Genomic DNA, 21,451 nt, shown 5'->3' with positions numbered 1-21,451 from the left:
CAGGTCAGTTCATTCATTGAACAGATCCTGGAGTTTTTTTTATTTGGCGACAAGTCATAAATGAGAAGAGGACTGGAATAGGTATGGAGGGGTGATTCAACAACGACAGCAACGAAGATTCGCACGAAAATTATGAAAAATTGAAAATAAAAGATTGACATGATACATTTTGTATCATAGAGTAAAACTATGAATACATAACGTATCAAAAACGTTGTCGAAAGTACATATATTGTCTAGGCATACAAAATCACGTCTGATCCTCGAGCTTCCTGAGTATACCAACTGCATGCTTATTATATAAACAAAAGGAGAGGATGCCATTGGTAGATATTCAAGGTAACGGACTTGTATTTTTACTTTGTGTCCCTCGCAGTGGAAGTTCACTCTCCACCGTCATGTTACAAAATCACAGTCGCATATTTGCCACGCAAGAGATGTGGTTCCTAATGAGTCTGGTCGATCTGGCCAAAGCAGAGCCTCGCCCCTATGGTGGGAATGCCATCATTCGTCAGTTCTATAGTGCGATGGTGTCTGAGGATGTATTTGAACAAGCATGTCGAAGGTTCGCCCTAGAAATCTATAATGGTTTCCTACAAGGCAGCGGGGCAGACTTCGTTGTAGATAAATCTCCGCGTTACTATTATATGCTGGAATGGCTTGATCGTCTCTTTCCACAGTCCAAGCGAATTCATCTCCAGCGTAATCCACTTTCCATTGCTGCATCATTCAAAAAAGTTAACCGTAACTCAGGCAATGGATTCGAACTCATTCAGAGTTTACAAAGTCCCGAATTGAATATGAGAGCAGTTGACCTGACCTTAGGTTTGCTCAGACTAAATGATTATTTTGAGGTGGAGCATCCTCAAGCTTATGAGATAAAGTATGAACAACTCGTCGCAAGCCCCAAGGACGAACTGGAGAAGCTATGTACCTTTCTCGGGATCGGCTATGAAGAGGGCATGGAGCAATATGGACGGTTTGTGGATACGACGAAATCCAATATGTTCTACAGCATGGGTGTAGGTGATCCGTTCTTGGCATCACATCAGGAAGCACACAAGGATTCAATTAACAACTGGAAAAGTATACTTGATCGTCAAGAAGTTGAGCTATATTGCCGAACCATTGGAGCAGATTTGTTTCATCGAATGGGGTACAGCCAGCAGTTAGAGGAAGCGGAGCAGTGGACGGGTGTACGTTATGAAGCCAGTGCAGATCAAGAGATTGTGGAACGACTTACACGTCAATTCACAAAAGCAACCGGATGTGAGTGGCAGCCTCATTACCGAATAAAGCCTGAAGCTGCAGCAGTACAGCCCGAACATGAAAGAACAGATGCCACAGATACACAGCAAGCATCAGCAACCGATCCAACGCTAGCTGCATTAGCAACGATAAGGCAATTGGAAGCTGCATTACGGGCTGCCGATCATCGGTTAGAACGAGGATATAACGAGCGCGAGAGATTAAAGCTGCAACTAGCCTCGACGCAAAGCAAGATACAGCGGATCAAATCCTTGATTCCATTTGGTCATCAGCTTAGTGCCTGGGCATCCCAGCGCAAGATTCTACGGGGAGGAAAGTCATGAGCGCCATTGCGGGGATTGTTCACACCGAGGGTCAAGAAGCATTGTGGGAAGATAGTTGGCGGTTGTATGCCAGTTTGGGTCATATTCCAGCAGACACGACAGGGGTGTGGAAAGGCAATGAAGCTTTCCTAAGCTGTCATGCACAGTGGATTACACCAGAGTCAGTTCATGAAAAAATACCTTTATATGACGAGGCTAGCGGCCTCACTATTACCGCTGATGCTATCTTGGACAATCGGGAGCAGTTAGCAGACCAATTGCAGATAACCAGAAGAGAATTAGCCGAGTTGGCAGATAGTGAGTTAATTCTAAGAGCATATCAACGATGGCAGACAGATGTGACAAGCAAACTGCTTGGAGACTTTGCTTTTGCTATCTGGGATGATCGCAAGCGTACGTTGTTTGCGGCTAGAGATATTACGGGCATGAGATCCCTGTACTATCGCCATGATGGACAGCGCTTTGCCTTCTGCACCCTAATGAATCCTCTATTGTCTTTGGAGGGTGTTTCCAAAGAATTAAGCGAATCCTGGTTATCTGAGTTTCTCGCGATCCCCGCAATGCATGGCGCAGCAGACATTCAATTGACTGCATATCGGGGTGTGAGGCAACTGCCTCCGGCGCATACGTTACTTTTTCGAGACGGTAAGGTCGAGTTGAATCAGTATCATCGCTGGGATGAGGTTGAACCACTTCGCCTCAAATCAGATGGAGAGTATGTAGAGGCATTCCGTGATGTTTTTGCACAAGCTGTAAGCACACGATTGCGGACTCATCGGCAAGTCGCTGCTGCCTTAAGTGGTGGCCTTGACTCAGGAGCGGTTGTTGGTTTTGCCTCAGGTACTTTGCGAAGCCAAGGAAAAAAGCTGAACGCCTATAGTTATGTGCCTGTGTCTGATTTCAAAGATTATACACCCAAAACATTGCTTGCAGATGAACGACCTTTCATTCGATCTACGGTGAATCATGTAGGAAACATTTCGGAGAATTATCTGGATTTTGAAGGCAGAAGTCCCTTCAGTGAAGTGGATACATGGCTTGACATGATGGAGATGCCATATAAATTTTTTGAGAATTCGTTCTGGATTCGAGGCTTTTATGAAAAGGCCAGTGAGCAGGATGCGGGCGTTTTACTTACCGGAGCAAGGGGCAACTTTACGATCTCCTGGGGACCGGCACTAGAATATTACGCAAGCTTGATGCGAAGTGGACGCTGGGTGAGACTGTTCAAAGAAATGAAGCAATATAGTGAGCGTACAGGGATGAAGTTTTCACGGATTGCTCGAATCACAGCGCAGAAGGCGTATCCAGAGCGATTTCAGTCATCACGAAGTGGTGGAATTCCACACGCAACCAATCAATTAATTCATCCTGAATTCGCCCAGAAAACAGGAGTGTTGGATCGTTTGGGCTCACTGGTGGTGCTACAAGGTGGCGCACAGGCAGACGCTCTGAAAGTGAGAGCAGAGAAGTTCAATAATCTGGCGATTGCGAGCAAAAATGGGGCAATGGCGACGAAATGTTCACTCCGTTATCGTGCCTGGGAGAGAGATCCTACGAGTGATGCACGTGTGATACAGTTTTGTCTCTCTGTACCGATTGAGCAGTATGTTAATCAAGGTACAGACCGATCACTAATCCGCAGGGCAACTTCACCCGAGTTACCGGATAATGTGAGACTGAATCAGCGTGTGCGAGGTGTTCAACCAGCCGATTGGTTACATCGCATGATTCCGGATTGGGGAGCGTTCACAAGTGAAATTCGGGCTTTGTGTTCTGATAGTCGAGTAGCCGGCATATTAAACACGGATCGAATTTATGCGGCTCTTCAAAACATACCTCAGCCTCGTCCTGAGCTTGCATCGCATCCTGACTTACGCTTAATGATGCATAGCCTCATTGTGTACCGGTATATCCGGCAATTCTGATGCCGGTATGGTGCTAGTGATTGGTGCCTAATCCAACATGCACTCATGAAAGGGGGTGAACACAATGCAAATCGAAAAAAAGCAATGGCAAGCTCCAGCACTTGAAGTTTTGGAAGTAAACCAAACCCTCGCAGGTAAAGGTTACAGACAAATCGACTGGATCACAGAACACGATGCTGATCTGTATGATCCACCTGTTTCCTAAGTAAGAAGCTATAAGCATTGTCATTATACTTAAAGGGCGGAAAGGCAATAGCTTTCTTTTCGCCTCCGCCCTTATATTAAGCAACACCAATATAAGGGCTTTTTTTACTTTTTTTTAAGAGGCCGTACCATTCAAAAATACGTTAGCTCTTATGCTTACTACTGCAAGCAGATGCTTTGAATATGCATGTTTAATAACTTGCCAAGAGGAGGCGTTTATGTTGTCTCTGCGTTATGAAGCTTATGGATTACACTGGATAAGCCAGATTCACATGCCCGAGCTCCGGATTGTGCCAAGCGGTCATGAACTGATGACGAAGACCACGGACGTTTACATAGAGTCCACCGACTTAACTGCCCTGTGGGAGTCATGGGATGTGGGGGAAAGTAACTTTGTATGCAGAGAAGGGAGCCTATTTTTTCGGGTAGCTGGAACAGGACTCTTCTTCATGGAGCAAGGACAGCGTATCCTCGTATCTCCTGAACCGGGAGCTGAAGAGAAAAAAGTTCGTTTATACATTCTGGGCACATGTATGGCTGTCATTATGATGCAGCGTAGCATACTTCCACTTCATGGGAGTGCTGTAGTCATTGATGGATGGGCCTATGCATTTGTTGGTCACTCTGGTGCAGGGAAGTCTACATTATCGGCCGCACTTGCCTCACGCGGTTATCCGCTTATGACGGATGATGTAGTTGCACTGACGTGGGATGCAGGCGGAAGAGCCATTGTATCGCCGGGATATCCTCAACAGAAATTATGGCAATCTAGCTTGGATGGCTTCGGGATGAACGAACAGAATTACGCTACCATTCATGCCGAGGTAACAAAATATGCGATACCTGTTCAGCATTATTTTTATGATCGGGCTGTTCCTCTTGCGGGAATATTCGAATTAGACCCGAGGCCGGAGGAAGCTTCAGCGAGCATCCGAATGACAGAAGTCATGGGATTGGAGCGGTTGCATCTATTGTGTACACATACGTTTCGAAGCACACTTGTAACACGCCAAGGACTCGCACAATGGTTGTTCGAGACCGTCTCTAGGTTGTCTGCAAGTATAGAAGTTCACCGAATTACGAGGTCAGGCTCAGATTTTACGGCGTTTGAGATGGTAGATCGGATCATAGACCATGTACGCAAAGGAGTGTATACAGAACAATGAATATGACCCAACCAATCCAAGAGCAGGATCGCTTTGTACAGAAGGAAGGCCATCTCGTCAGTGATATGGGCGGTGAGAAGGTCATGATGAGCATCCAAAGTGGCAGGTATTACAATCTGGGCAGTACAGGGGGACACATCTGGGAGTTGATTGCGGAAGAGCGCACATTGGCGGAGCTGGTGGATGCACTTGCCTCCGAGTATGAGATTGATCCTGAGATTTGTCGTGTACAGGTTGTTCAGTTTCTGGAGCATTTGACCCGTGAGGGATTAATTAACGTCACCCGTGGAGAATAGAGAATGTTTCGGAAAATGGTTCGCAAAATCAAAGCGTACTTCTCATTGACACGGACTCTGCGTCTTATGTTGTGGGAAGCATTCTTCTATCTCGGACTGGCGCGTATTCTCAAAGCAATGCCATTCGCCAAAATTGCTCCAGGGCTTGGCACCCCCATGCATGAGACCCCGATGACTGGCCTAAATCGTAGTCAAATCGTCACCTTACGGAATGTGTCTAAAGCAATTATGTTGGCAAGCAAAATCACACCCTGGCAAAGCCGATGTCTCGTTATGGCTATTGCTGCAATGAAAATGCTAGAACGTCGAAACATTAGCAGTACGCTCTATATGGGAACTGCTCGGAATAAAGAAGGACAGATGATGGCTCACGCCTGGCTCAGAAGTGGGAAACTGATCGTGACTGGAGCTGACACGATGGATCAATACACCGTAGTTGGTGTGTTTGGCAAACAATGTTCAGAGAAGGGATCTGGGGAGATTGTCTATGAATCTTGAATTTGAAGATTATACAACGGGGTTCCCGCAGGAACTCAAGCTGATGTTGTTAATGATCCAAAGTGATCCAACCACTCAACTATCAGCACTAGAAGCGATAGCTGAGAACATCGATTGGAATCTATTTATGCGCTTGGTATACCATCATCGGCTGTATTCGGTGCTATATCTAAAGATCAAACATGGCAATATGTCATTTGTTCCAGCAAACGTCGTGGAGAGTTTCAGGCAGGAGTACACGGCGAATACATTTCGCATGTTACATCTAACAGCAGAGATGGAGCATGTATGCAGTGCCTTGGCTGGACAAGGAATTCGGAATATCACGTTGAAGGGGCCAGCTCTCGCTCACGATCTGTATGGCGAGATATCGATGCGTACATCGAAGGATCTGGATATCCTTATTCCTTTGGAGAATGTAGCAGCCGCAGAGGAAGTGCTAGAGACCCTTGGGTATGTAACGAAGGAAGGCAGACGTATTACCGCAGTTCAGAGCTGGAAATGGCGAGAACATCATGTGTGTTATATGCATCCGGTCAAACGAACACAGGTAGAGGTTCATTGGCGCCTGAATCCAGATTCTGGCAAAGAATCAGATTTTGAGGTGTTGTGGAAACGAAGCCGATTGAGCCCGTATACTCAAACTCCTGTTCGAATGCTGGAGAGAGAAGATCTATGGGTTTACCTGGTGACACATGGTGCAAGACACGGCTGGTTCCGATTACGCTGGCTCTTGGATATTGATCAAATGATACGTACGATGCCGATGGATACGAATCTTCTAACGAAACGTTTGAAAGCGGAGGGACGTATGGCGATTGGAACGCAAGCTCTGCGATTAGTCTCAGCTCTGCTGAATACACCTCTGAATTCGAGCTATCATTCGCTGTTATCCCTGAATTCCAAGACAGGAGATCGGCTTGCAAGACACGGTGTGCTGTTTATGCATGAGATGGTTGAAAGCCCTGCACATGTGAAGAGTTACCAGTCTTATCTGTTTGCACTGAGAAGTCGGAGACAGAAAATGTTTTTTTTCATTGAACGATTGTATCCAAGCACTTGGGATGTGGAACAGTTTCCGCTTCCACGTTATTTGCACTTTTTATATTTTCCGTTACGTCCGTTCCTCTGGTTCTGGCGTCGAATGAAAAGGAACACGATGGCGGAAAGGGGATAACACGATGCTCTCAGAACTTCAATTTTATATGCGTAAATTACGTAGTGTCACTGGACCCGTACTCTATTGGAATCTACTGGGGATGATCAGTATCAGCTTGATGGAAGGCATCGGCATTTATATGTTAGTTCCGATGTTGAGCTTAATTGGAGTATTCCAGCTGAATTCGGCCGGGATTCAGATCCCGTGGATCTCTGATGCCTTAAGTGGGTTATCTCAGAACAATCAGTTGCTCCTGGTACTTATAACTTTTGTTGTTATCCTATCGGGTCAGGCATGGTTGCAACGTCTGCAGACGATTCGAAACACCAAAATCCAGCAGCAGTTTATACGGACACTACGCCTAGAAACCTATCGTTCAATCCTCGCGGCGGGCTGGCCTTTTTTTCTCCGAAAAAGAAAATCCGATTTTAACCATATATTAACGACTGAACTGGCACGGGTTAGCCAAGGTACGAATATTATGCTGCAAATGGCGGCTTCGTTGATCTTTACGGGTATTCAGATCGGTCTTGCTTTCTGGTTATCTGCCAAACTAACCACAATTGTACTGGTTTGTGGATTAGTGCTGTTCTTCGTTCTAAGGAAGTTCGTCAAACGTGCTAAGCAAATCGGAGATCAGACATCTGAATTCTCGCAACATTATTACCACGGGTTAACAGAACATTTTAACGGGATAAAAGATATTAAAAGTAACATGCTTGAAAATTCGCATATCCACTGGTTTGACGGCATGTGTAAACGAATCGAGCGTAATGTTATCCAGTTTAGCAAGCTTAATAGTGGAACTCAGTTCATCCACAAGGTATCTTCAGCCGTAATTATTGCTGCGTTCATCTATCTCTCGATGCGTGTCCTAAATGTACCCCCAGCAAGTCTGCTGCTTATTATTCTTATTTTCTCTCGTTTGTGGCCGAGATTCACTTCCATTCAGTCTAATCTGGAGTATATCAGCTCCATGCTGCCCGCATTTCGGATTGTTCGTGAGTTACAGCTGGAGACGGAGAAAAGTCGTGAAATACATAATACCCTCACAGGTGCGGCATATCAGCCTGACTCTGATCAGTCCAGTCCTGGTCCGCGTTCCATGCGGATGAAAGCCCAAGCCCAAGTGAGCACAAGTGGTATGGTGGAGGATATGCGTCCCATTCAGCCCTTGGAATTACTGCGCTCCATTAGCTGTGAGCATGTGAATTATCGTTATGAAGGAAGTAATACGTATGCTCTTCGTGAAGCGAATGTCACAGTCCCAGCTAAAGGCATGACGGCTATTGTAGGTAAATCTGGTGCGGGAAAGAGTACTCTGATCGATCTTATTATGGGTCTGATTCGACCAGAGAGTGGTCAGATTCTTATTGATGGTGAACCTCTCACTGAAAGCTCATTGCTTGCATGGCGAAGCTCCATTGGGTATGTGCCCCAAGATCCATTTTTGTTTCATACCAGCATTCGTGAAAACTTACGTTTGGTTGACCCAGAAGCCAGCGAAGAACAGATGTGGCAAGCGTTGCAGTTCTCGTCTTCGGCGTCCTTTGTACGTAAATTACCACAGGGTCTAGATACGGTTATTGGTGATCGTGGCATAAGGTTATCGGGCGGTGAACGTCAACGGTTAGTACTTGCTCGTGTGATGTTACGCAATCCTTCCATGCTGGTATTAGATGAAGCGACAAGTGCATTAGACAGTGAAAATGAACAACATATTCATGAAGCGCTTGAACGCTTAAGAGGGCATGTGACGATCATCGTTATTGCCCATCGTTTGTCTACTATTCGTACAGCTGATCGTGTCATTGTCCTGGATGAAGGCCAGGTTATTCAGCAGGGCGGCTACCAGCAGCTATCCACCGATCCTGTAGGAACCTTCAGTAAGTTGCTCAACATGCAGGCAGGAGTAGTAGGTCAGTAGGTGTAGGGCAATAGGTGTTGAGAGATGTAAGCATTATTTCATGTTGTGCAGGGTAAAGAGGCGCAGACTATAGCTGCGCCTCATATCTTTAACATGTGTCTACGAACTGACACATACAACGTTATACCTTCTACCTTCAATCTTTGAACATGAAAACTGCCGTATGAGCTTATCCGATCCGGTTCGTGGTTGTAGACAGAGGAAGTTGTAGAGAACCGGTCTGCTCTAGATGCCTTACGATCTCAGCTACAGCTTCGTCCACAGAGAGCAGTTCCGTATCGATAATGAGCGAAGGTTCCTCAGGAATATCATAAGGTGCGGAGATCCCAGTGAAATGGGGGATATCCCCGTTACGTGCTTTCTTGTATAAACCTTTGGGATCGCGCCGCTCACATTCCTCAATAGAACAACGAACATAGATTTCAATAAAATCACCAGGCTCAAATAACTGCTTGACCATTTCACGATCCTCTGCGTGAGGAGAAATAAAAGCTGAGAGAACAATCAGTCCAGCATCCACCATCAGCTTAGATACTTCACCAATACGGCGTAGGTTCTCTTGACGATCCGTGGCGGTAAAGCCAAGATCCCGATTAAGTCCATGACGCACATTATCCCCATCTAGCACATAACAACGTATTCCTGCGTCATACAGATGCTTCTCTAACGCAAAGGCAAGGGAGGACTTCCCTGCACCGGAAAGACCTGTGAACCACAGTGTACGGCTGCGGTGACCATTGCGATACTCACGTTCTTGTCGATCTAAGCTGGATTGTTGCCAGGTAATATTACGTTCTTCTCTCGTCACAGACATCCACCTCTTCCTATGTAGAATATGTATAATATTTTAACATCTTTTCAAGATTATAGCATCAAATTATACCTATCAATCATAGGCTATGTAAGGTATTTATTTTCAAGTAACAACCTATTTCTGCATCATAATATGGTATGGAATGGAGAGATCATAGGGAGCATGTTAAGTTCAATTTTGATCGCGCTGCAGGTCGTGATTTTAATCTGGTTTGGGTATTGGTTTATCATATCGTTGTTTGGATTCGGCAAAGCGAAACCGATGGAAATGCGTGCTCCAAAGAGTCGGTTTTTGCTACTTGTTCCTGCTCATAACGAGGAGGTTGTGATCGGAGATCTACTAGACAATCTGAAGATGATTGATTATCCAGCGGAGTTGTTCGATATTTGTCTCATTGCCGATAATTGCTCTGATCGCACCGCCGATATTGGTCGTGACAAGGAAGTCATTGTGCTGGAACACTATTATATGCCTGGTGAACCTAAAGGCAAGCCATATGCGATGAAATACGCACTAGATATGATCGACCTTGATGATTATGAAGGGGTTTGCGTTTTTGATGCAGATAACTTGGTAACTCCGAACTATCTTAAAGAAATGAATAACCATCTCATCGCAGGTCACCGGATCATTCAATGTTATTTGGATACAAAGAATCCTAAGGATAATTTTATCACGATGTCTTACGCAACCAGCTATTATATGATGAACCGCTCGTGGCAATTAGCCAAATCTCGATTGGGGCTCGGAAATGCAATTGGTGGCACAGGATTCTGCGTGGAACGCCAATTGTTTAACGAGATCGGTTGGACTGCGCGCAGCTTAACCGAAGATTTAGAGTTCACCATGCAGGCATTGTTGAAAGGCGTTAAAACCCATTGGTCTCATTACGCCAAAGTGTATGACGAGAAACCAACGAATTTCTGGTTCAGCTGTGTTCAGCGTTTACGTTGGGCTCGGGGGCATTGGGACGTATGTTTCAAATACGCTTTTCCACTGATCTGTAGAGGCATCACGAAGCGTGACATGTCAGCGATTGATGGGGCGATGTATCTTCTTAACCCAGGGAAAGTAGTTGTCGCTACAGCAATGAGTGTGATGTTTTATATAACTCTGGTATTTGGAAACCAATTGTATGATCCATTTGTGCCGATGTGGTTATATGGAGCGATGATTCTATTTAATGTAGTGTATATTGGTATTGCGCTCCGAGATGCTTCTCACAAGATCAATCTATTCAAATCTTATGCAAGTCTGCTCTTCATTAGTTATTCCTACATTCCATTATTTATATGGGCGTTGGTTACTTTTACGAAGCGTGTATGGATTAGGACAGAGCATACCAAGAGCACAAATTTACAAGAGGTGGAGAAAGCTCAAGCCAGCGCTTAGTTAAACGAGGAAGAGTCATCGGAATCTCAGGCTCCGAGGGACTCTTTTTTTGGTATACTATATGAGGTTGAATTGAACAAAAGGCTCAGAGCAGTGACAGCTTAGGTGGAGGTTTCTTTGTATGAAAGTAAGTATTACGACATGGCATTCTCAGCAAAATCAAGAAACCTATATGCAGATCGTTCCGATCAAGCGAGGCTTATTATTTTATTTGGCACATACATACGAAACGTTCCATACATCAGGATTATATGCTTTTGTCATGGAGATTAAACAGATGCAAAAGCTGCAAAGATTGTTGACCCCAAAGATGATCGTTGGGAGGACGCTCTCTTCTTCTCTGCGTATAAAATGCAGTGATGGCGTTAAACGCAAATTAGTTATTCGAAAAATCGGACAAGATCAACTAGGAATGGAATTCCATATGGATGAGTATACGTTTCTGACAAATGGAGAAGACCTAAATGCAATTCTTAGATTCATTAGGGATCAAGTGTCTCGGTTGAGTGTACAAGAAGATGAAGACCATAAATGCCAAGAACGTGTTACGTTATATTCTCCGCAATCAACAACACAGTTTGAGTATGAAATGATAGACCGTCGCTTCCATATCGTCATGATGCATAAACAGTTGATAGAGGGTAAGGTGCGCGGGGGAGCCATATATGAATTTTACCTCGATATTCAAGAGCTACTTCAGTTGCAAACTTGGATGAAGCACATTTCCTCTCATTCTCTCAGCGAAGACACATTAACGATTACGTTATCGGGTGCACTGAACATAGACCTCATGGTGACGTGTTCTGAAGGGGAAGTTCAATTGGACATGATCAAAAAAGACGTTAAACAATGCCAGTTTTCATTATTCCCCGGTAAAGAACTTCAACAATTCGTCCAATACATTCATGAAGCCATATACTGTTATTAAGAACCAAAATACATATATTTGCTGTCCCTGAGGCATATTACCTGTAGGTGTTTGTATTAAATAAACAATACTCAGGAACAGGGGCGAGTTGGATGAAGCGATTGGTGCTTTACGTGCTGTTAGCGATAGTAGCAACCTGCACGCTGCCGGCACAGATTGAAGCATCGCCGGTGACCGGAGCATATCATTTCGGATTCAAAAAAAGTCAAAATGGACAGTTACCTTCGATCGATCAAGAAGGTTTTAAGGCGATTCTAGAACAAAATGATGCCATCTTCTTGGGAGATACGAAGCAAAAAGAATTGTACCTCACGTTTGATAACGGCTATGAAAATGGGTTTACACCAGCGATTCTGGACGTACTTCGTGATAAGAAAGTGCCTGCCGCTTTCTTTGTTACAGGACATTATCTGAAGGATCAGCCGGAGCTGGTAAAACGAATGGCGGTTGAAGGCCATGTTGTCGGCAACCATTCCTGGAGCCATCCAGACATGACTAGAATCTCGAATGATAAGATCCGAACAGAGCTGGATCAAGTCAAGACTGAAATCAATCGATTAACTGGACAACAAGTGAGTTTCTTACGTCCGCCGCGAGGCATTTTCAATAATCGTACGCTTGCAGAGAGTCACGCACAGGGATATGTGAATGTATTCTGGTCTGTGGCTTATAAAGACTGGGACACCAATGTACAACGAGGCGCGGATTATGCACGTCAACAAGTGCTGAAACAGCTGCATCCAGGAGCGGTTATTCTGTTACACTCGGTTTCCAAAGATAACACAGAAGCACTCGGTTCCATTATTGATGAAGCGCGTCGACAAGGATATGTATTTAAACACTTGGATGATCTCAAAACAAAAAGCTACTAATGGAGTTTAATGACAGGTTGAGACAGGATCAACTGTTGTTTTGGGCAAACGTTGACGTTGAGATAAATTGCATCAAAATAAGCATTTAGAAAAATATTATCTGCTTGAATACAGAAGGGCATCCTCAGCTTATAACTAAGGATGCCCTTTACTTTGTTAATATAGAATCGTTATAGAAGCAGCACCACTTCATCTGGAATGTGACATTCAGATGTTACAATGCGGTATTATAAATAATACCGATCGTTTTGGGACCACAGTGACTACAGACTACACATCCTGCGGTAGCTAGCTCTACACGAGCGCCTGTCTGTTCTTGAAGTGACTTTTGCAAATCAAGCGCATCTTCTTCTGCCATCGTATGCACAACGATAACCAGATCCTTATCAATCTGCTCCTTATTGCTTAACGTGTTCTGCAGCATTTGCTCCAGAGCCTTTTCACGTTTACCACGAACTTTGTAAGCGGGAGCCATTTTACCATCTGTTACTCGAATCACGGGGCGAATCTTCAGCAGACTGCCAATTAGATTTTGCATGCCAGAGCATCGACCACCTTTATGTAAATACTCCAGAGTATCAATGACGAATTCAGTTCGCACATTGGGTTTGAGGGCTTCGATCAAATGTGTGATCTCTGATAATGTTTGACCATTCTGTGCTGCATGGACTGCTTTCATGACAAGCAGTCCAATTCCGGATGAGAGATTCAAGGAATCTATAACGGAAATTCGCCCTTCCGGAAACTCAGAACTGGCGAGCAGGGCATTTTGATATGTAGAAGAAAGTTCAGAGGATAAGCTGATATACAGGATATCATCCCCTTGGTCTATGTATGGCTGAAATGCCGTCATGAAATCCGCTGGAGAAGGCGCAGCTGTTTTGGGGAGACGACCATCCCTACTTACGCGCTCATATAGCTGCTCCGGTTTAATCTCAACACCGTCTTTCAATGATTCCTCGCCAAATACAACATAGAGCGGAATAATTCCAACGTCATACGTTTGAATCCACGATGGGGTCAGATCACTGGTGCTGTCTGTAAAAATTTTGATTCGTGACATGTTGATCTCCTTTGGATATGATAATTTGAACAAAAAGTATGTCATATGTTTGATGTTTGCAACGCATATATTGCTGCTTCGTGCGACACTTTGTTGCCTGATTACGCCATGAACATCCCCGCTAGAATCAGTCCGGCAAATGCCAAAATCAAGATACCATTAAGAATCGTCCCGATAATGGCGAAGATTTTCTTCCGATTTTTGAGCACAAGCCCAATGACACCAACGATAAGCCCAGCCAAATTCAGGACGAGACAAACTAGGATGGAAAGCGAAGCAAGAATGACCGCAGGATGCAGAGCAATTTCCTCAACGTTCGCAGGTGTGAACGAATCCAATGAGCTGGTCAGAGCCATCGCAGCAAAGAAGAACGTTAAAATATAAGCAAACAAAGCGACTAGTCCAAGTATAAAGCTAGCAATACCAGGACCGGATTGTTTCAAACGGATAGTGTTCGGTTCTTCTGGATATGGCGTGAACGAGTTGTTATCGTATGAATGTGGTTCATTCAGATGGTTATTATTCATATTATATGATTTCCCTCCTTATCCTGCTGATTAGGTAATGCATGTTATTACCCTTATTTAAACGTAGTGATTCTTGAGTTGGTTTCAAAAACACACCTTTTTACTTTTCCATAAAAGTCGTTAAAAATCAAGATATCTCAGCACTTTCGCCATTGTTTTCGAGTGAATATGTATTTTATACAACCAAAGTAGCCAAGTACGTTCAGTTTGTAAGCTAACTGGCAAACGATAGTGGGATTCAGGTACAATAAAACATAGTGCACACTATGAAGGTAAAGGGGAGAGAAAAGGAAATGCAACGTAAATGGATGATGCTGGGCGCGATACTTACAATGCTGTCTGTGGCTATTGGTGCGTTCGGTGCACATATTGTGAAAGAGCACATTGATGCTAAAGCCCTTGCAACCTATGAAACGGGTGTACAGTACCACATGATCCATGCCGTCGCTTTACTCATTGTAGGACTTACGGCTGGACAACTAGGAGAGTCTACCAAGCTTAAATGGTCGGCACGTCTTCTGCTGATTGGTATCATTGTGTTCTCTGGTAGCTTATATGTACTAAGTACAACAGGTATCAAAATATTAGGCGCCATTACTCCAATTGGTGGTGTAGCTTTTATTACAGGTTGGCTGCTGTTCGCGTTAGACGTGTGGCAACGAGGTAAGGGAAGATCCTAATTACTTAAGATTGCTTACGTGCTTCACTTGAGAAACAATTGTTAATATGGAAAGTTTCATTAACTAATGCGCTTACACAATGTTGGAAAAAAACAGCCTACATGGAAATGTTATGGGATTTCCGCGTGGGCTGCTTTTCATTGTACTTTGTTGTTTTTACAAAAACTCATCAATTTCATTGGTTCTGAATGAATAAACCTGCTTCTCATCAACATGGTAAATGCTTACGATGTTATTATCCCGATCAAAATTTAAAATGCGGCAAGGGATACTCTGATGCTTACCATTCTTGTTGTTTACGACGATACGTGTCAGGCGATTTTCCTTAATCAGTGTGTTGATCCATTCATCAAACGAGTTTCCGCTCTGGGAAGGCTCGGATGATTCCTTCTTTGGAGTGACATCTTTAGGTTGCTCTTTTTTGGCTGGAGCAGAAGAAGCATTTGCTGAAGCGCTTTTCTGTACCGTACTGTCCTGAGCTTTTTTTCGTCCATTGTGAAGAGTCGTAATGGATTCTTTTCTAGATTGAATTGTCGCTTCAATAATCTTGCCAAGCTCTATACCGGATTGAATCCGGAAGTCCGCAATCTGTTCCTCTTTGTTCATGAGCTCCAACAGGGACTGCAGTGCCAGTGCATTTGAGCGGTTCTTAATCAGAACATCGACGTTAAATAGATAGCCGATTTCTTCTTCGTTGGATAAGGTTTCTTTCATTCATCCCAGCCCCGTTAAAATATATGTGAATACCATAATACGTCTAACCTACTATATCATTAATGTGGCAATAATCATAGTGTCAAGGTGGAGAAAATGCTATGGAAGAATCGGTCAAAACCATGGTGATTGGAGGGGCATTCATTTTTGCTTTTTAGCCATGTTATTTGTATATAAAGTTGGTAATGACTGGTGATTCAGTAGAGTTATAGATGTGTAAATATGGAATTTAATATAAAATAAGATTGAAATGACATTGAAGTTACATCATATATTAAGGAAGAGGATGAACGAGCATGGACCTGAAAAAGATTAACTCTATAACTAAATATCCAAGTATTTATACATATCATCAGTTGGGAGAAAGAGGCCGACTAAATGATGCGTTAACTGAGTCAAGAGTTTTTGAGGAGTCGGAGTCAGTATATATCTATGAAAAAGTAGATGGAGAGAATTCCAGAATCATTATGCTTAAGAATGCTGACGGGGAGATAGACTATCTCATCGGTTCTAGAGAAGAACTGCTATATGCTAAAGGGGATCGGATTGGTAACCCATACGGAAATATCGCGGATTTCCTTAGACCTATAGTAGACGAGATCATTGCTAATGATCAGCTTCAGGGGGACTGGGCCTTAAAAGTAATATATCAAGAGTCATATGGCGGGAAAACGAAGGCTTCCAAACACTACTCAGATAGAAAAACACAAAACTATCGCGTATTTGACGTTTTCTCATTGAATGAAGTTGAACTAGATAACCTTATGGAACTCCAATTGGAAAAAATAGCTGAATGGCGTGAGCATGGTAATCAACCATTTTACAATGAAGATGATAAGCAGAGATTGGTTCAGCGTTTAGGTTTGCAGGCTGCACCATTATTGGAAGTAACAACAGGGTCTCATTTTCCAATCTCGCTAAAAGATACCTTCTCCTATCTGAAGAATTTTGAAAAAACACAAGTCGGAATAGAACTGGCTGGTAAATCAGAGGGGATCATTGTGAGAACGGTAAACCGTAATCAAATTCGAAAGATTCGTTTTGAAGACTATGAAAGAACATTTAGAAATTGATGAGGATGAACAGATGAGTTATTACGAATTGGCGGCGAAGAGGATTAGAAATATTGACCCTCATTTATACAAGGGAATGTCGCAGAAAAGCTACAAAGAAGTTAGGTCAAGAGGACAGTATGAAGCAGACGCCATATTAATTGCCGAGTACTACCGTAGAGTAGGTGTTTTTTTGCAGCATCTTTCTAAAGGAGGAACAGGCATTTATGTGGGAATGGACATGTTAATTGGTTATCGAATTCCTGATGATGCATGGGACAACTTCGTAGTCGATTTTCCGAATTTTACAGATATTGATCTCATGCTTATGAAGATGTTAAGTATGCACTATCTGCGATGGTGCGCTTTAATTGATGACAGAAATAGTTTTGCATTACAGTACCCAGACATCTATGAGCCGATCATTAAGCTGTTCGAAAGAGGTGGTGGACAGATTAATACACATCACCATGAGCTGGTAGGAGGATTCGGAGCTTTTTCTAAGACCATCTATGCTACAAGAGGGGACATGAACCCTTTTGACATCAGTGAGTCAGCACTTGAAAAGATTATTGAAGAGGTTGTATTCGCGGAGGAATACCTAGAGGTATATAAAACTGGAGATTTGACTGAGCGAGCTTGTATGCGTTGCGGAAATCGTTTATTGATCCATTCATACATCACGGAATATGGTTATGCATGGTACAAAATTAAATGTGAGTCTGAGAACTGTTTTGATAGAAATTTCTCATAATTCTTCTGATAAAAGCCGCAATGATGTGTTTTCTAATTTGAAATAAGTTGATTTCATTTCGAAAGTGAAAGACGGATTAGGAAGCCATTTTCTCGATACACGGCAGGTGTCCACACGACTCTTCAGGGCAAGGCATACAATTATCTTGACCTGCGGAAGAGGAGGTGGATCGGAAGACTATGGTGACGATGGAGCCGATTGTCGTTGGGGAACACGTGTTGGTGGGAGTGGAAGTGAAGCTGCCCAAAACAACGCTGCTCACAATTAACACATCGAAGGGGTATATCATGTGTGGAGCACTCGATGTGGGATTACTTAATGAGGTGCTGGGAGATCGCAAAATTATTGCAGCTCGGGCAGTTGGTGTGCGCACATTGGAACAATTGCTGCATGCTCCGATGGAATCGGTGACAACAGAAGCCGAAGCTATGGGAATTACAGTGGGTATGACAGGCGTAGAGGCATTATTGAAAATGATCTGAACATCTAAAGAACTATCGCATCCAATCCAATCTAATCTAAAGTTATCCCCATCCTATTTTTAATTTTACTTCAACTCAACTTCAACCTAAATTCAATGTTCACGCCAAAAAAAGGGCTCCTTTCGGGGAGCCCTCATTTCTTTACATATCATTTATTTCATTAAACTCGGTTCATAAATATAGGAATTAAGCTTCTTCTTTTGCAAACAATGCAGCCAAGTTCTCTTTGAAAGGCGCACGCACGACACCTTTTTCCGTAATGATGGCTGTGACGTATTCGTTCGGAGTGACATCGAACGCTGGGTTAAATACTTTAACACCTTGAGGTGCGGTACGTTTGCCAAACCCTTCGGTAACTTCCTCTGCTGCACGCTCTTCAATTGGAATAAGATCGCCAGATGGTGTAGATAGATCAATAGTGGACAGTGGGCTAGCTACATAGAACGGAATATTATGCGCTTTGGCAAGCACAGCAACGCTGTACGTTCCGATTTTGTTCGCTACATCACCATTCGCAGCCACACGATCTGTGCCGACGATAACGGCTTGAATCCATCCCTTCGACATGACCATTCCGGCCATGTTATCACAGAGCAGTGTAACGTCAATGCCAGCTTGTTGCAATTCGAATGCAGTCAGGCGTGCCCCTTGCAGTACAGGACGAGTTTCGTCCGCAAATACTTTAAGGTTAATACCTCGTTCTTGAGCAAGATACATCGGTGCAGTTGCTGTGCCATATTTAGCTGTCGCGAGTCCTCCGGCATTACAGTGCGTCAGCACACCCATACCATCCTCGAACAGTGGGAGTGCGTTCTCGCCAATCATACGGCATACTTCTTCGTCTTCTTTTTGAATGTGAAGAGCTTCAGCTTCAAGGGCAGCATTGCCGTCCTCAATCGAATTGCCAGCTTCTGCAAGCTCATTGGCCTTTTGCATCATACGATCCAGCGCCCAGAACAGATTAACTGCTGTTGGACGAGATGTTGCCAAGTGAGCACAGATGGATTTTACATGATCCAGCCAGCCTGGTGTACCCATTCCATCATAAGCTTTGGCGCCTAGAACAACGCCGAATGCAGCAGCAATCCCGATTGCAGGAGCTCCACGTACTTTCATGGAATGAATAGCTTCCCACACTTCCTCAGGTGTGTACAGCTTCAGCATCAGAATGGTCTCGGGTAGAAGACGCTGGTCAAGCATTTCAAGCTTGTCCTGTTTCCATATCAGGGAGGACAAAGGCTGGTGTTCAGAAGTTGTCATGGATGTGCCTCCATTTTTGTTAGATTTATGATTTGAGTGCAGAGACAGCTGTAGACACGGTGTCTAACAGTTCTCCGATTGTGTTCAGACGGCGATTGCTCTTGATAAGAGCTTTACCAATAGCTAGAGCTTTGCGTTGTGCGCGTTCCCGTTCTGTAGCATCCTCAATGGTATCGATATCCGCTACATGTGCAAGACCAACAATACGACGTACCATTTTTGCACCAGCGAAGCCAGCTGTATCCCGGAACACTTTTTGTACATAGTGGTCTTGATATCCCGGAGCTTTTGCCATAGGGTCAACCAGATCATTCACCCACAGTGCACGGAAACGGCTCTCAAATTCAGTCCAGACGTCCCGAACCATGTCTAGCAGCATAGCTTCACGCTCTTGAAGTGCTTGGCTATCTTTGATCGATCCTGGAAGGGAAGCATAATTGAGTAGCAGGTTCGCAATCACCGCACCAATATCGAAGCCCATCGGCCCATAATAAGCAAACTCTGGATCAATGACTTTAGTGGATTCTGGTGTTGCAAAAATACTGCCTGTGTGCAGGTCGCCATGAAGCAGTGCTTCACCATGAGTCAAGAATTTCTCGCGTAATAAAGCGACTTCCAAGTGCAGTTCTCCATCCGTACGAAGCGCTTCAGCCTCGTCCTCAATAGTAGCTTCATAATTGTTTTTCTCTGCGATCCGGTAGGGCTCATCGAATATCAGATCCTCGGTTATTTTACACTGATCTGGATTGATAAATCGACCTTGTTTTTCTTTCTTCAGTTGTTGGTTCATACCGAGGTCTGAAGTAAAGAAGAGCGTTCTTGCCATAAATTCACCGATATGTTGTGCGAAAAGCGGATAGCTTGTACCTTCTATAAGACCTTTGCGCATAATCACATGATCACTCAGATCTTCCATTACCGTTAATGCAAGATCGTCATCGTAATGATACACCTCAGGCACCATTCCAGGGCAGAGACGATACTCTTCCTGTAGAATTTCACGCTCAATGCGAGCCCGTACAAGAGACAATGGCCATGATTCTCCTACGACTTTCGCATAAGGAAGCGCCTGTTTGATAATGATACTTTTATCGGAGTTCTGATCTGTGATATGGAAAACCAAATTCAGATTGCCGTCGCCGATCTCACGACATTCTAGATTTGAATCTGCCGTAAACGGATCAGGTAATGTTCGCGCCAATTCAATTGCTTCCTGGGGTGTTAACGGGTGATATTGGGACAAGAATGCCACCTCCATATATATGAAGAAACAGGAAAACCCACTTCTTTGCTTGGTATATGTCAGTATATCGGAATTAGCTCTGCTTTTGTACCCTTTTTTTGATACCGGAGATGTCAATCTTGTTTCACACTTCAGGGACGAGGGTAAAAACAAATAGGCCGGACGGTTGAAGTAAAACGCCCGACAAGGCTTCCCGCAAGCAGCGGTGCCGAATAGCTAAATCTCTGTTATACAGGAGCAGAACGACTCTGCATTCTCGTATAACGGACTAACTTTAAATAAAGGATGGGATTTCAAATGGCTACAACTAACAAAACAAATCAAACAAAAACAGTTGAACAATTACTTAATCGTCAAGTGGCAAACTTGAACGTCCTTTACGTCAAAATTCACAACTATCACTGGTATGTAAAAGGCCCTAATTTCTTCACATTGCACGTTAAATTTGAAGAGTTCTATAATGAAGTGACTGTACAAATGGACGAAATTGCTGAACGTATTCTTACACTTAAAGGTAGCCCAGCGGCTACAATGAAAGAATATCTGGAGCTTTCTTCTATCCAAGAAGCAGCGGGTGGAGAAGATGCGAAACAGATGGTGCAGAACCTAATCGAAGATTTTGCGACGCTATCTAATGAATATCAGGAAGGTATTGAAGCGGCTGACGCTGCTGAAGACCAACCAACATCCGATATGCTGACAGGATTCAAGGCAGATCTGGAGAAACATATGTGGATGCTTCGCTCCTTCTTGGGCTAAGACATCGATTTTCTTCCATTACTGTAGTACCTGAGTATGTACTAGTACACGAATCGTCAGCTTTCCTACTTTATGGAGAGTTGTCAGGTAGGCGCTTGAACGTCTATACTGCTGACAAGACCGATTCGGGGAGGGGAACAT

General features: G+C 43.9%; 22 protein-coding genes. 16 read left to right on the top strand and 6 right to left on the bottom strand.

Going from position 1 to position 21,451, the window contains the following annotated elements; genetic code table 11:
- Positions 1–317: 317 nt before the first annotated feature.
- The 8 genes from MH215_RS17965 to MH215_RS17930 all read left to right on the top strand — a co-directional run bounded on the left by MH215_RS17965 (position 318) and on the right by MH215_RS17930 (position 8,770).
- Positions 318–1,592 (top strand): sulfotransferase family protein, encoded by a 1,275-nt coding sequence (locus tag MH215_RS17965; RefSeq protein WP_481857455.1) that lies wholly within the window; start codon positions 318–320, stop codon positions 1,590–1,592.
- The gene (locus MH215_RS17960) at positions 1,589–3,520 is read left to right on the top strand and encodes an asparagine synthase-related protein (RefSeq protein WP_239292228.1); all 1,932 of its coding nucleotides are present in this window, start codon (positions 1,589–1,591) and stop codon (positions 3,518–3,520) included. The genes MH215_RS17965 and MH215_RS17960 overlap by 4 nt, the downstream gene beginning before the upstream one ends.
- A 64-nt stretch (positions 3,521–3,584) precedes the next feature.
- Positions 3,585–3,725, top strand: coding sequence for a paeninodin family lasso peptide (locus MH215_RS17955; protein WP_174715277.1), 141 nt, complete (start codon positions 3,585–3,587; stop codon positions 3,723–3,725).
- Between the two features lie 217 nt (positions 3,726–3,942).
- Positions 3,943–4,890, top strand: a complete 948-nt coding sequence (locus MH215_RS17950) for an aldolase (RefSeq protein WP_239292226.1) — start codon at positions 3,943–3,945, stop codon at positions 4,888–4,890.
- Positions 4,887–5,186 (top strand): lasso peptide biosynthesis PqqD family chaperone, encoded by a 300-nt coding sequence (locus tag MH215_RS17945; RefSeq protein ID WP_239292224.1) that lies wholly within the window; start codon positions 4,887–4,889, stop codon positions 5,184–5,186. Before MH215_RS17950 ends, MH215_RS17945 begins: the two co-directional genes overlap by 4 nt.
- A 3-nt stretch (positions 5,187–5,189) precedes the next feature.
- The gene (locus MH215_RS17940; RefSeq protein ID WP_239292222.1) at positions 5,190–5,684 is read left to right on the top strand and encodes a lasso peptide biosynthesis B2 protein; all 495 of its coding nucleotides are present in this window, start codon (positions 5,190–5,192) and stop codon (positions 5,682–5,684) included.
- On the top strand, positions 5,674–6,861 hold the full coding sequence (locus tag MH215_RS17935; protein WP_239292212.1) for a nucleotidyltransferase domain-containing protein: 1,188 nt from the start codon (positions 5,674–5,676) through the stop codon (positions 6,859–6,861). The genes MH215_RS17940 and MH215_RS17935 overlap by 11 nt, the downstream gene beginning before the upstream one ends.
- Positions 6,862–6,865: 4 nt before the next feature.
- A complete protein-coding gene (locus MH215_RS17930) occupies positions 6,866–8,770 on the top strand; it encodes an ABC transporter ATP-binding protein (RefSeq protein WP_239292210.1) in 1,905 nt (634 codons plus the stop codon).
- Between the two features lie 169 nt (positions 8,771–8,939).
- On the opposite strand, the gene cysC is transcribed toward MH215_RS17930, so the two are convergent.
- On the bottom strand, positions 8,940–9,584 hold the full coding sequence (gene cysC / locus MH215_RS17925; RefSeq protein ID WP_239292208.1) for an adenylyl-sulfate kinase: 645 nt from the start codon (positions 9,582–9,584) through the stop codon (positions 8,940–8,942).
- 162 nt (positions 9,585–9,746) lie between these two features.
- Here cysC and MH215_RS17920 point away from each other — a divergent pair, with 162 nt between their 5' ends.
- The 3 genes from MH215_RS17920 to pdaA all read left to right on the top strand — a co-directional run bounded on the left by MH215_RS17920 (position 9,747) and on the right by pdaA (position 12,776).
- Complete coding sequence (locus tag MH215_RS17920; protein ID WP_239292206.1) at positions 9,747–10,976, top strand: glycosyltransferase family 2 protein; 1,230 nt, start codon at positions 9,747–9,749, stop codon at positions 10,974–10,976.
- A 121-nt stretch (positions 10,977–11,097) separates the two neighbouring features.
- Complete coding sequence (locus tag MH215_RS17915) at positions 11,098–11,904, top strand: hypothetical protein (RefSeq protein ID WP_239292204.1); 807 nt, start codon at positions 11,098–11,100, stop codon at positions 11,902–11,904.
- Between the two features lie 92 nt (positions 11,905–11,996).
- Positions 11,997–12,776: a delta-lactam-biosynthetic de-N-acetylase gene (gene pdaA, locus MH215_RS17910; RefSeq protein WP_239292202.1), complete on the top strand. Its 780-nt coding sequence runs from the start codon at positions 11,997–11,999 to the stop codon at positions 12,774–12,776.
- A 214-nt stretch (positions 12,777–12,990) separates the two neighbouring features.
- Here pdaA and MH215_RS17905 read toward each other — a convergent pair whose 3' ends face one another.
- Positions 12,991–13,839: a DegV family protein gene (locus MH215_RS17905; RefSeq protein WP_239292192.1), complete on the bottom strand. Its 849-nt coding sequence runs from the start codon at positions 13,837–13,839 to the stop codon at positions 12,991–12,993.
- Between the two features lie 101 nt (positions 13,840–13,940).
- Complete coding sequence (locus tag MH215_RS17900; protein ID WP_239292190.1) at positions 13,941–14,366, bottom strand: hypothetical protein; 426 nt, start codon at positions 14,364–14,366, stop codon at positions 13,941–13,943.
- A gap of 293 nt (positions 14,367–14,659) precedes the next feature.
- On the opposite strand from MH215_RS17900, the gene MH215_RS17895 reads away from it, so the two are divergent.
- Positions 14,660–15,046, top strand: a complete 387-nt coding sequence (locus MH215_RS17895; RefSeq protein ID WP_239292188.1) for a DUF423 domain-containing protein — start codon at positions 14,660–14,662, stop codon at positions 15,044–15,046.
- A 156-nt stretch (positions 15,047–15,202) separates the two neighbouring features.
- Here MH215_RS17895 and MH215_RS17890 read toward each other — a convergent pair whose 3' ends face one another.
- A complete protein-coding gene (locus tag MH215_RS17890) occupies positions 15,203–15,760 on the bottom strand; it encodes a hypothetical protein (RefSeq protein WP_239292186.1) in 558 nt (185 codons plus the stop codon).
- Between the two features lie 296 nt (positions 15,761–16,056).
- On the opposite strand from MH215_RS17890, the gene MH215_RS17885 reads away from it, so the two are divergent.
- The 3 genes from MH215_RS17885 (at position 16,057) to MH215_RS17875 (ending at position 18,048) form a co-directional block, all read left to right on the top strand.
- Positions 16,057–16,833, top strand: a complete 777-nt coding sequence (locus MH215_RS17885; protein ID WP_239292184.1) for an RNA ligase family protein — start codon at positions 16,057–16,059, stop codon at positions 16,831–16,833.
- 13 nt (positions 16,834–16,846) lie between these two features.
- Positions 16,847–17,566: a hypothetical protein gene (locus tag MH215_RS17880; RefSeq protein ID WP_239292182.1), complete on the top strand. Its 720-nt coding sequence runs from the start codon at positions 16,847–16,849 to the stop codon at positions 17,564–17,566.
- Between the two features lie 179 nt (positions 17,567–17,745).
- Positions 17,746–18,048, top strand: coding sequence for a YunC family protein (locus MH215_RS17875; RefSeq protein ID WP_239292180.1), 303 nt, complete (start codon positions 17,746–17,748; stop codon positions 18,046–18,048).
- Between the two features lie 186 nt (positions 18,049–18,234).
- Here MH215_RS17875 and mtnA read toward each other — a convergent pair whose 3' ends face one another.
- Together mtnA and mtnK are read right to left on the bottom strand one after the other, a co-directional pair.
- Positions 18,235–19,308, bottom strand: coding sequence for an S-methyl-5-thioribose-1-phosphate isomerase (gene mtnA, locus MH215_RS17870; RefSeq protein WP_239292178.1), 1,074 nt, complete (start codon positions 19,306–19,308; stop codon positions 18,235–18,237).
- A 25-nt stretch (positions 19,309–19,333) separates the two neighbouring features.
- Complete coding sequence (gene mtnK / locus MH215_RS17865; RefSeq protein ID WP_239292169.1) at positions 19,334–20,551, bottom strand: S-methyl-5-thioribose kinase; 1,218 nt, start codon at positions 20,549–20,551, stop codon at positions 19,334–19,336.
- A gap of 297 nt (positions 20,552–20,848) precedes the next feature.
- On the opposite strand from mtnK, the gene MH215_RS17860 reads away from it, so the two are divergent.
- A complete protein-coding gene (locus MH215_RS17860) occupies positions 20,849–21,310 on the top strand; it encodes a Dps family protein (RefSeq protein ID WP_056698356.1) in 462 nt (153 codons plus the stop codon).
- Positions 21,311–21,451 lie beyond the last annotated feature (141 nt).

The sequence above is a fragment of the Paenibacillus sp. ACRSA genome (assembly GCF_022346845.1).
In the GTDB taxonomy this organism is placed as follows: domain Bacteria; phylum Bacillota; class Bacilli; order Paenibacillales; family Paenibacillaceae; genus Paenibacillus.
The sequence above is the reverse complement of the archived record's forward strand: the minus strand, read 5'-3'. Positions and strand labels throughout refer to the sequence as shown.

Bases quoted from the DNA above. Each gene is read 5' to 3' on its own strand.
- mtnA (WP_239292178.1), bottom strand. From the start codon at position 19,308: ATGACAACTTCTGAACACCAGCCTTTGTCCTCCCTGATATGGAAACAG.
- MH215_RS17935 (WP_239292212.1), top strand. From the start codon at position 5,674: ATGAATCTTGAATTTGAAGATTATACAACGGGGTTCCCGCAGGAACTC.
- MH215_RS17880 (WP_239292182.1), top strand. From the start codon at position 16,847: ATGAGTTATTACGAATTGGCGGCGAAGAGGATTAGAAATATTGACCCT.
- MH215_RS17930 (WP_239292210.1), top strand. From the start codon at position 6,866: ATGCTCTCAGAACTTCAATTTTATATGCGTAAATTACGTAGTGTCACT.
- MH215_RS17900 (WP_239292190.1), bottom strand. From the start codon at position 14,366: ATGAATAATAACCATCTGAATGAACCACATTCATACGATAACAACTCG.
- MH215_RS17920 (WP_239292206.1), top strand. From the start codon at position 9,747: ATGTTAAGTTCAATTTTGATCGCGCTGCAGGTCGTGATTTTAATCTGG.
- MH215_RS17895 (WP_239292188.1), top strand. From the start codon at position 14,660: ATGCAACGTAAATGGATGATGCTGGGCGCGATACTTACAATGCTGTCT.
- cysC (WP_239292208.1), bottom strand. From the start codon at position 9,584: ATGTCTGTGACGAGAGAAGAACGTAATATTACCTGGCAACAATCCAGC.
- MH215_RS17965 (WP_481857455.1), top strand. From the start codon at position 318: ATGCCATTGGTAGATATTCAAGGTAACGGACTTGTATTTTTACTTTGT.
- MH215_RS17905 (WP_239292192.1), bottom strand. From the start codon at position 13,839: ATGTCACGAATCAAAATTTTTACAGACAGCACCAGTGATCTGACCCCA.
- MH215_RS17860 (WP_056698356.1), top strand. From the start codon at position 20,849: ATGGCTACAACTAACAAAACAAATCAAACAAAAACAGTTGAACAATTA.
- MH215_RS17890 (WP_239292186.1), bottom strand. From the start codon at position 15,760: ATGAAAGAAACCTTATCCAACGAAGAAGAAATCGGCTATCTATTTAAC.
- MH215_RS17960 (WP_239292228.1), top strand. From the start codon at position 1,589: ATGAGCGCCATTGCGGGGATTGTTCACACCGAGGGTCAAGAAGCATTG.
- MH215_RS17955 (WP_174715277.1), top strand. From the start codon at position 3,585: ATGCAAATCGAAAAAAAGCAATGGCAAGCTCCAGCACTTGAAGTTTTG.
- MH215_RS17875 (WP_239292180.1), top strand. From the start codon at position 17,746: ATGGTGACGATGGAGCCGATTGTCGTTGGGGAACACGTGTTGGTGGGA.
- MH215_RS17945 (WP_239292224.1), top strand. From the start codon at position 4,887: ATGAATATGACCCAACCAATCCAAGAGCAGGATCGCTTTGTACAGAAG.
- pdaA (WP_239292202.1), top strand. From the start codon at position 11,997: ATGAAGCGATTGGTGCTTTACGTGCTGTTAGCGATAGTAGCAACCTGC.
- MH215_RS17940 (WP_239292222.1), top strand. From the start codon at position 5,190: ATGTTTCGGAAAATGGTTCGCAAAATCAAAGCGTACTTCTCATTGACA.
- MH215_RS17885 (WP_239292184.1), top strand. From the start codon at position 16,057: ATGGACCTGAAAAAGATTAACTCTATAACTAAATATCCAAGTATTTAT.
- MH215_RS17915 (WP_239292204.1), top strand. From the start codon at position 11,098: ATGAAAGTAAGTATTACGACATGGCATTCTCAGCAAAATCAAGAAACC.
- MH215_RS17950 (WP_239292226.1), top strand. From the start codon at position 3,943: ATGTTGTCTCTGCGTTATGAAGCTTATGGATTACACTGGATAAGCCAG.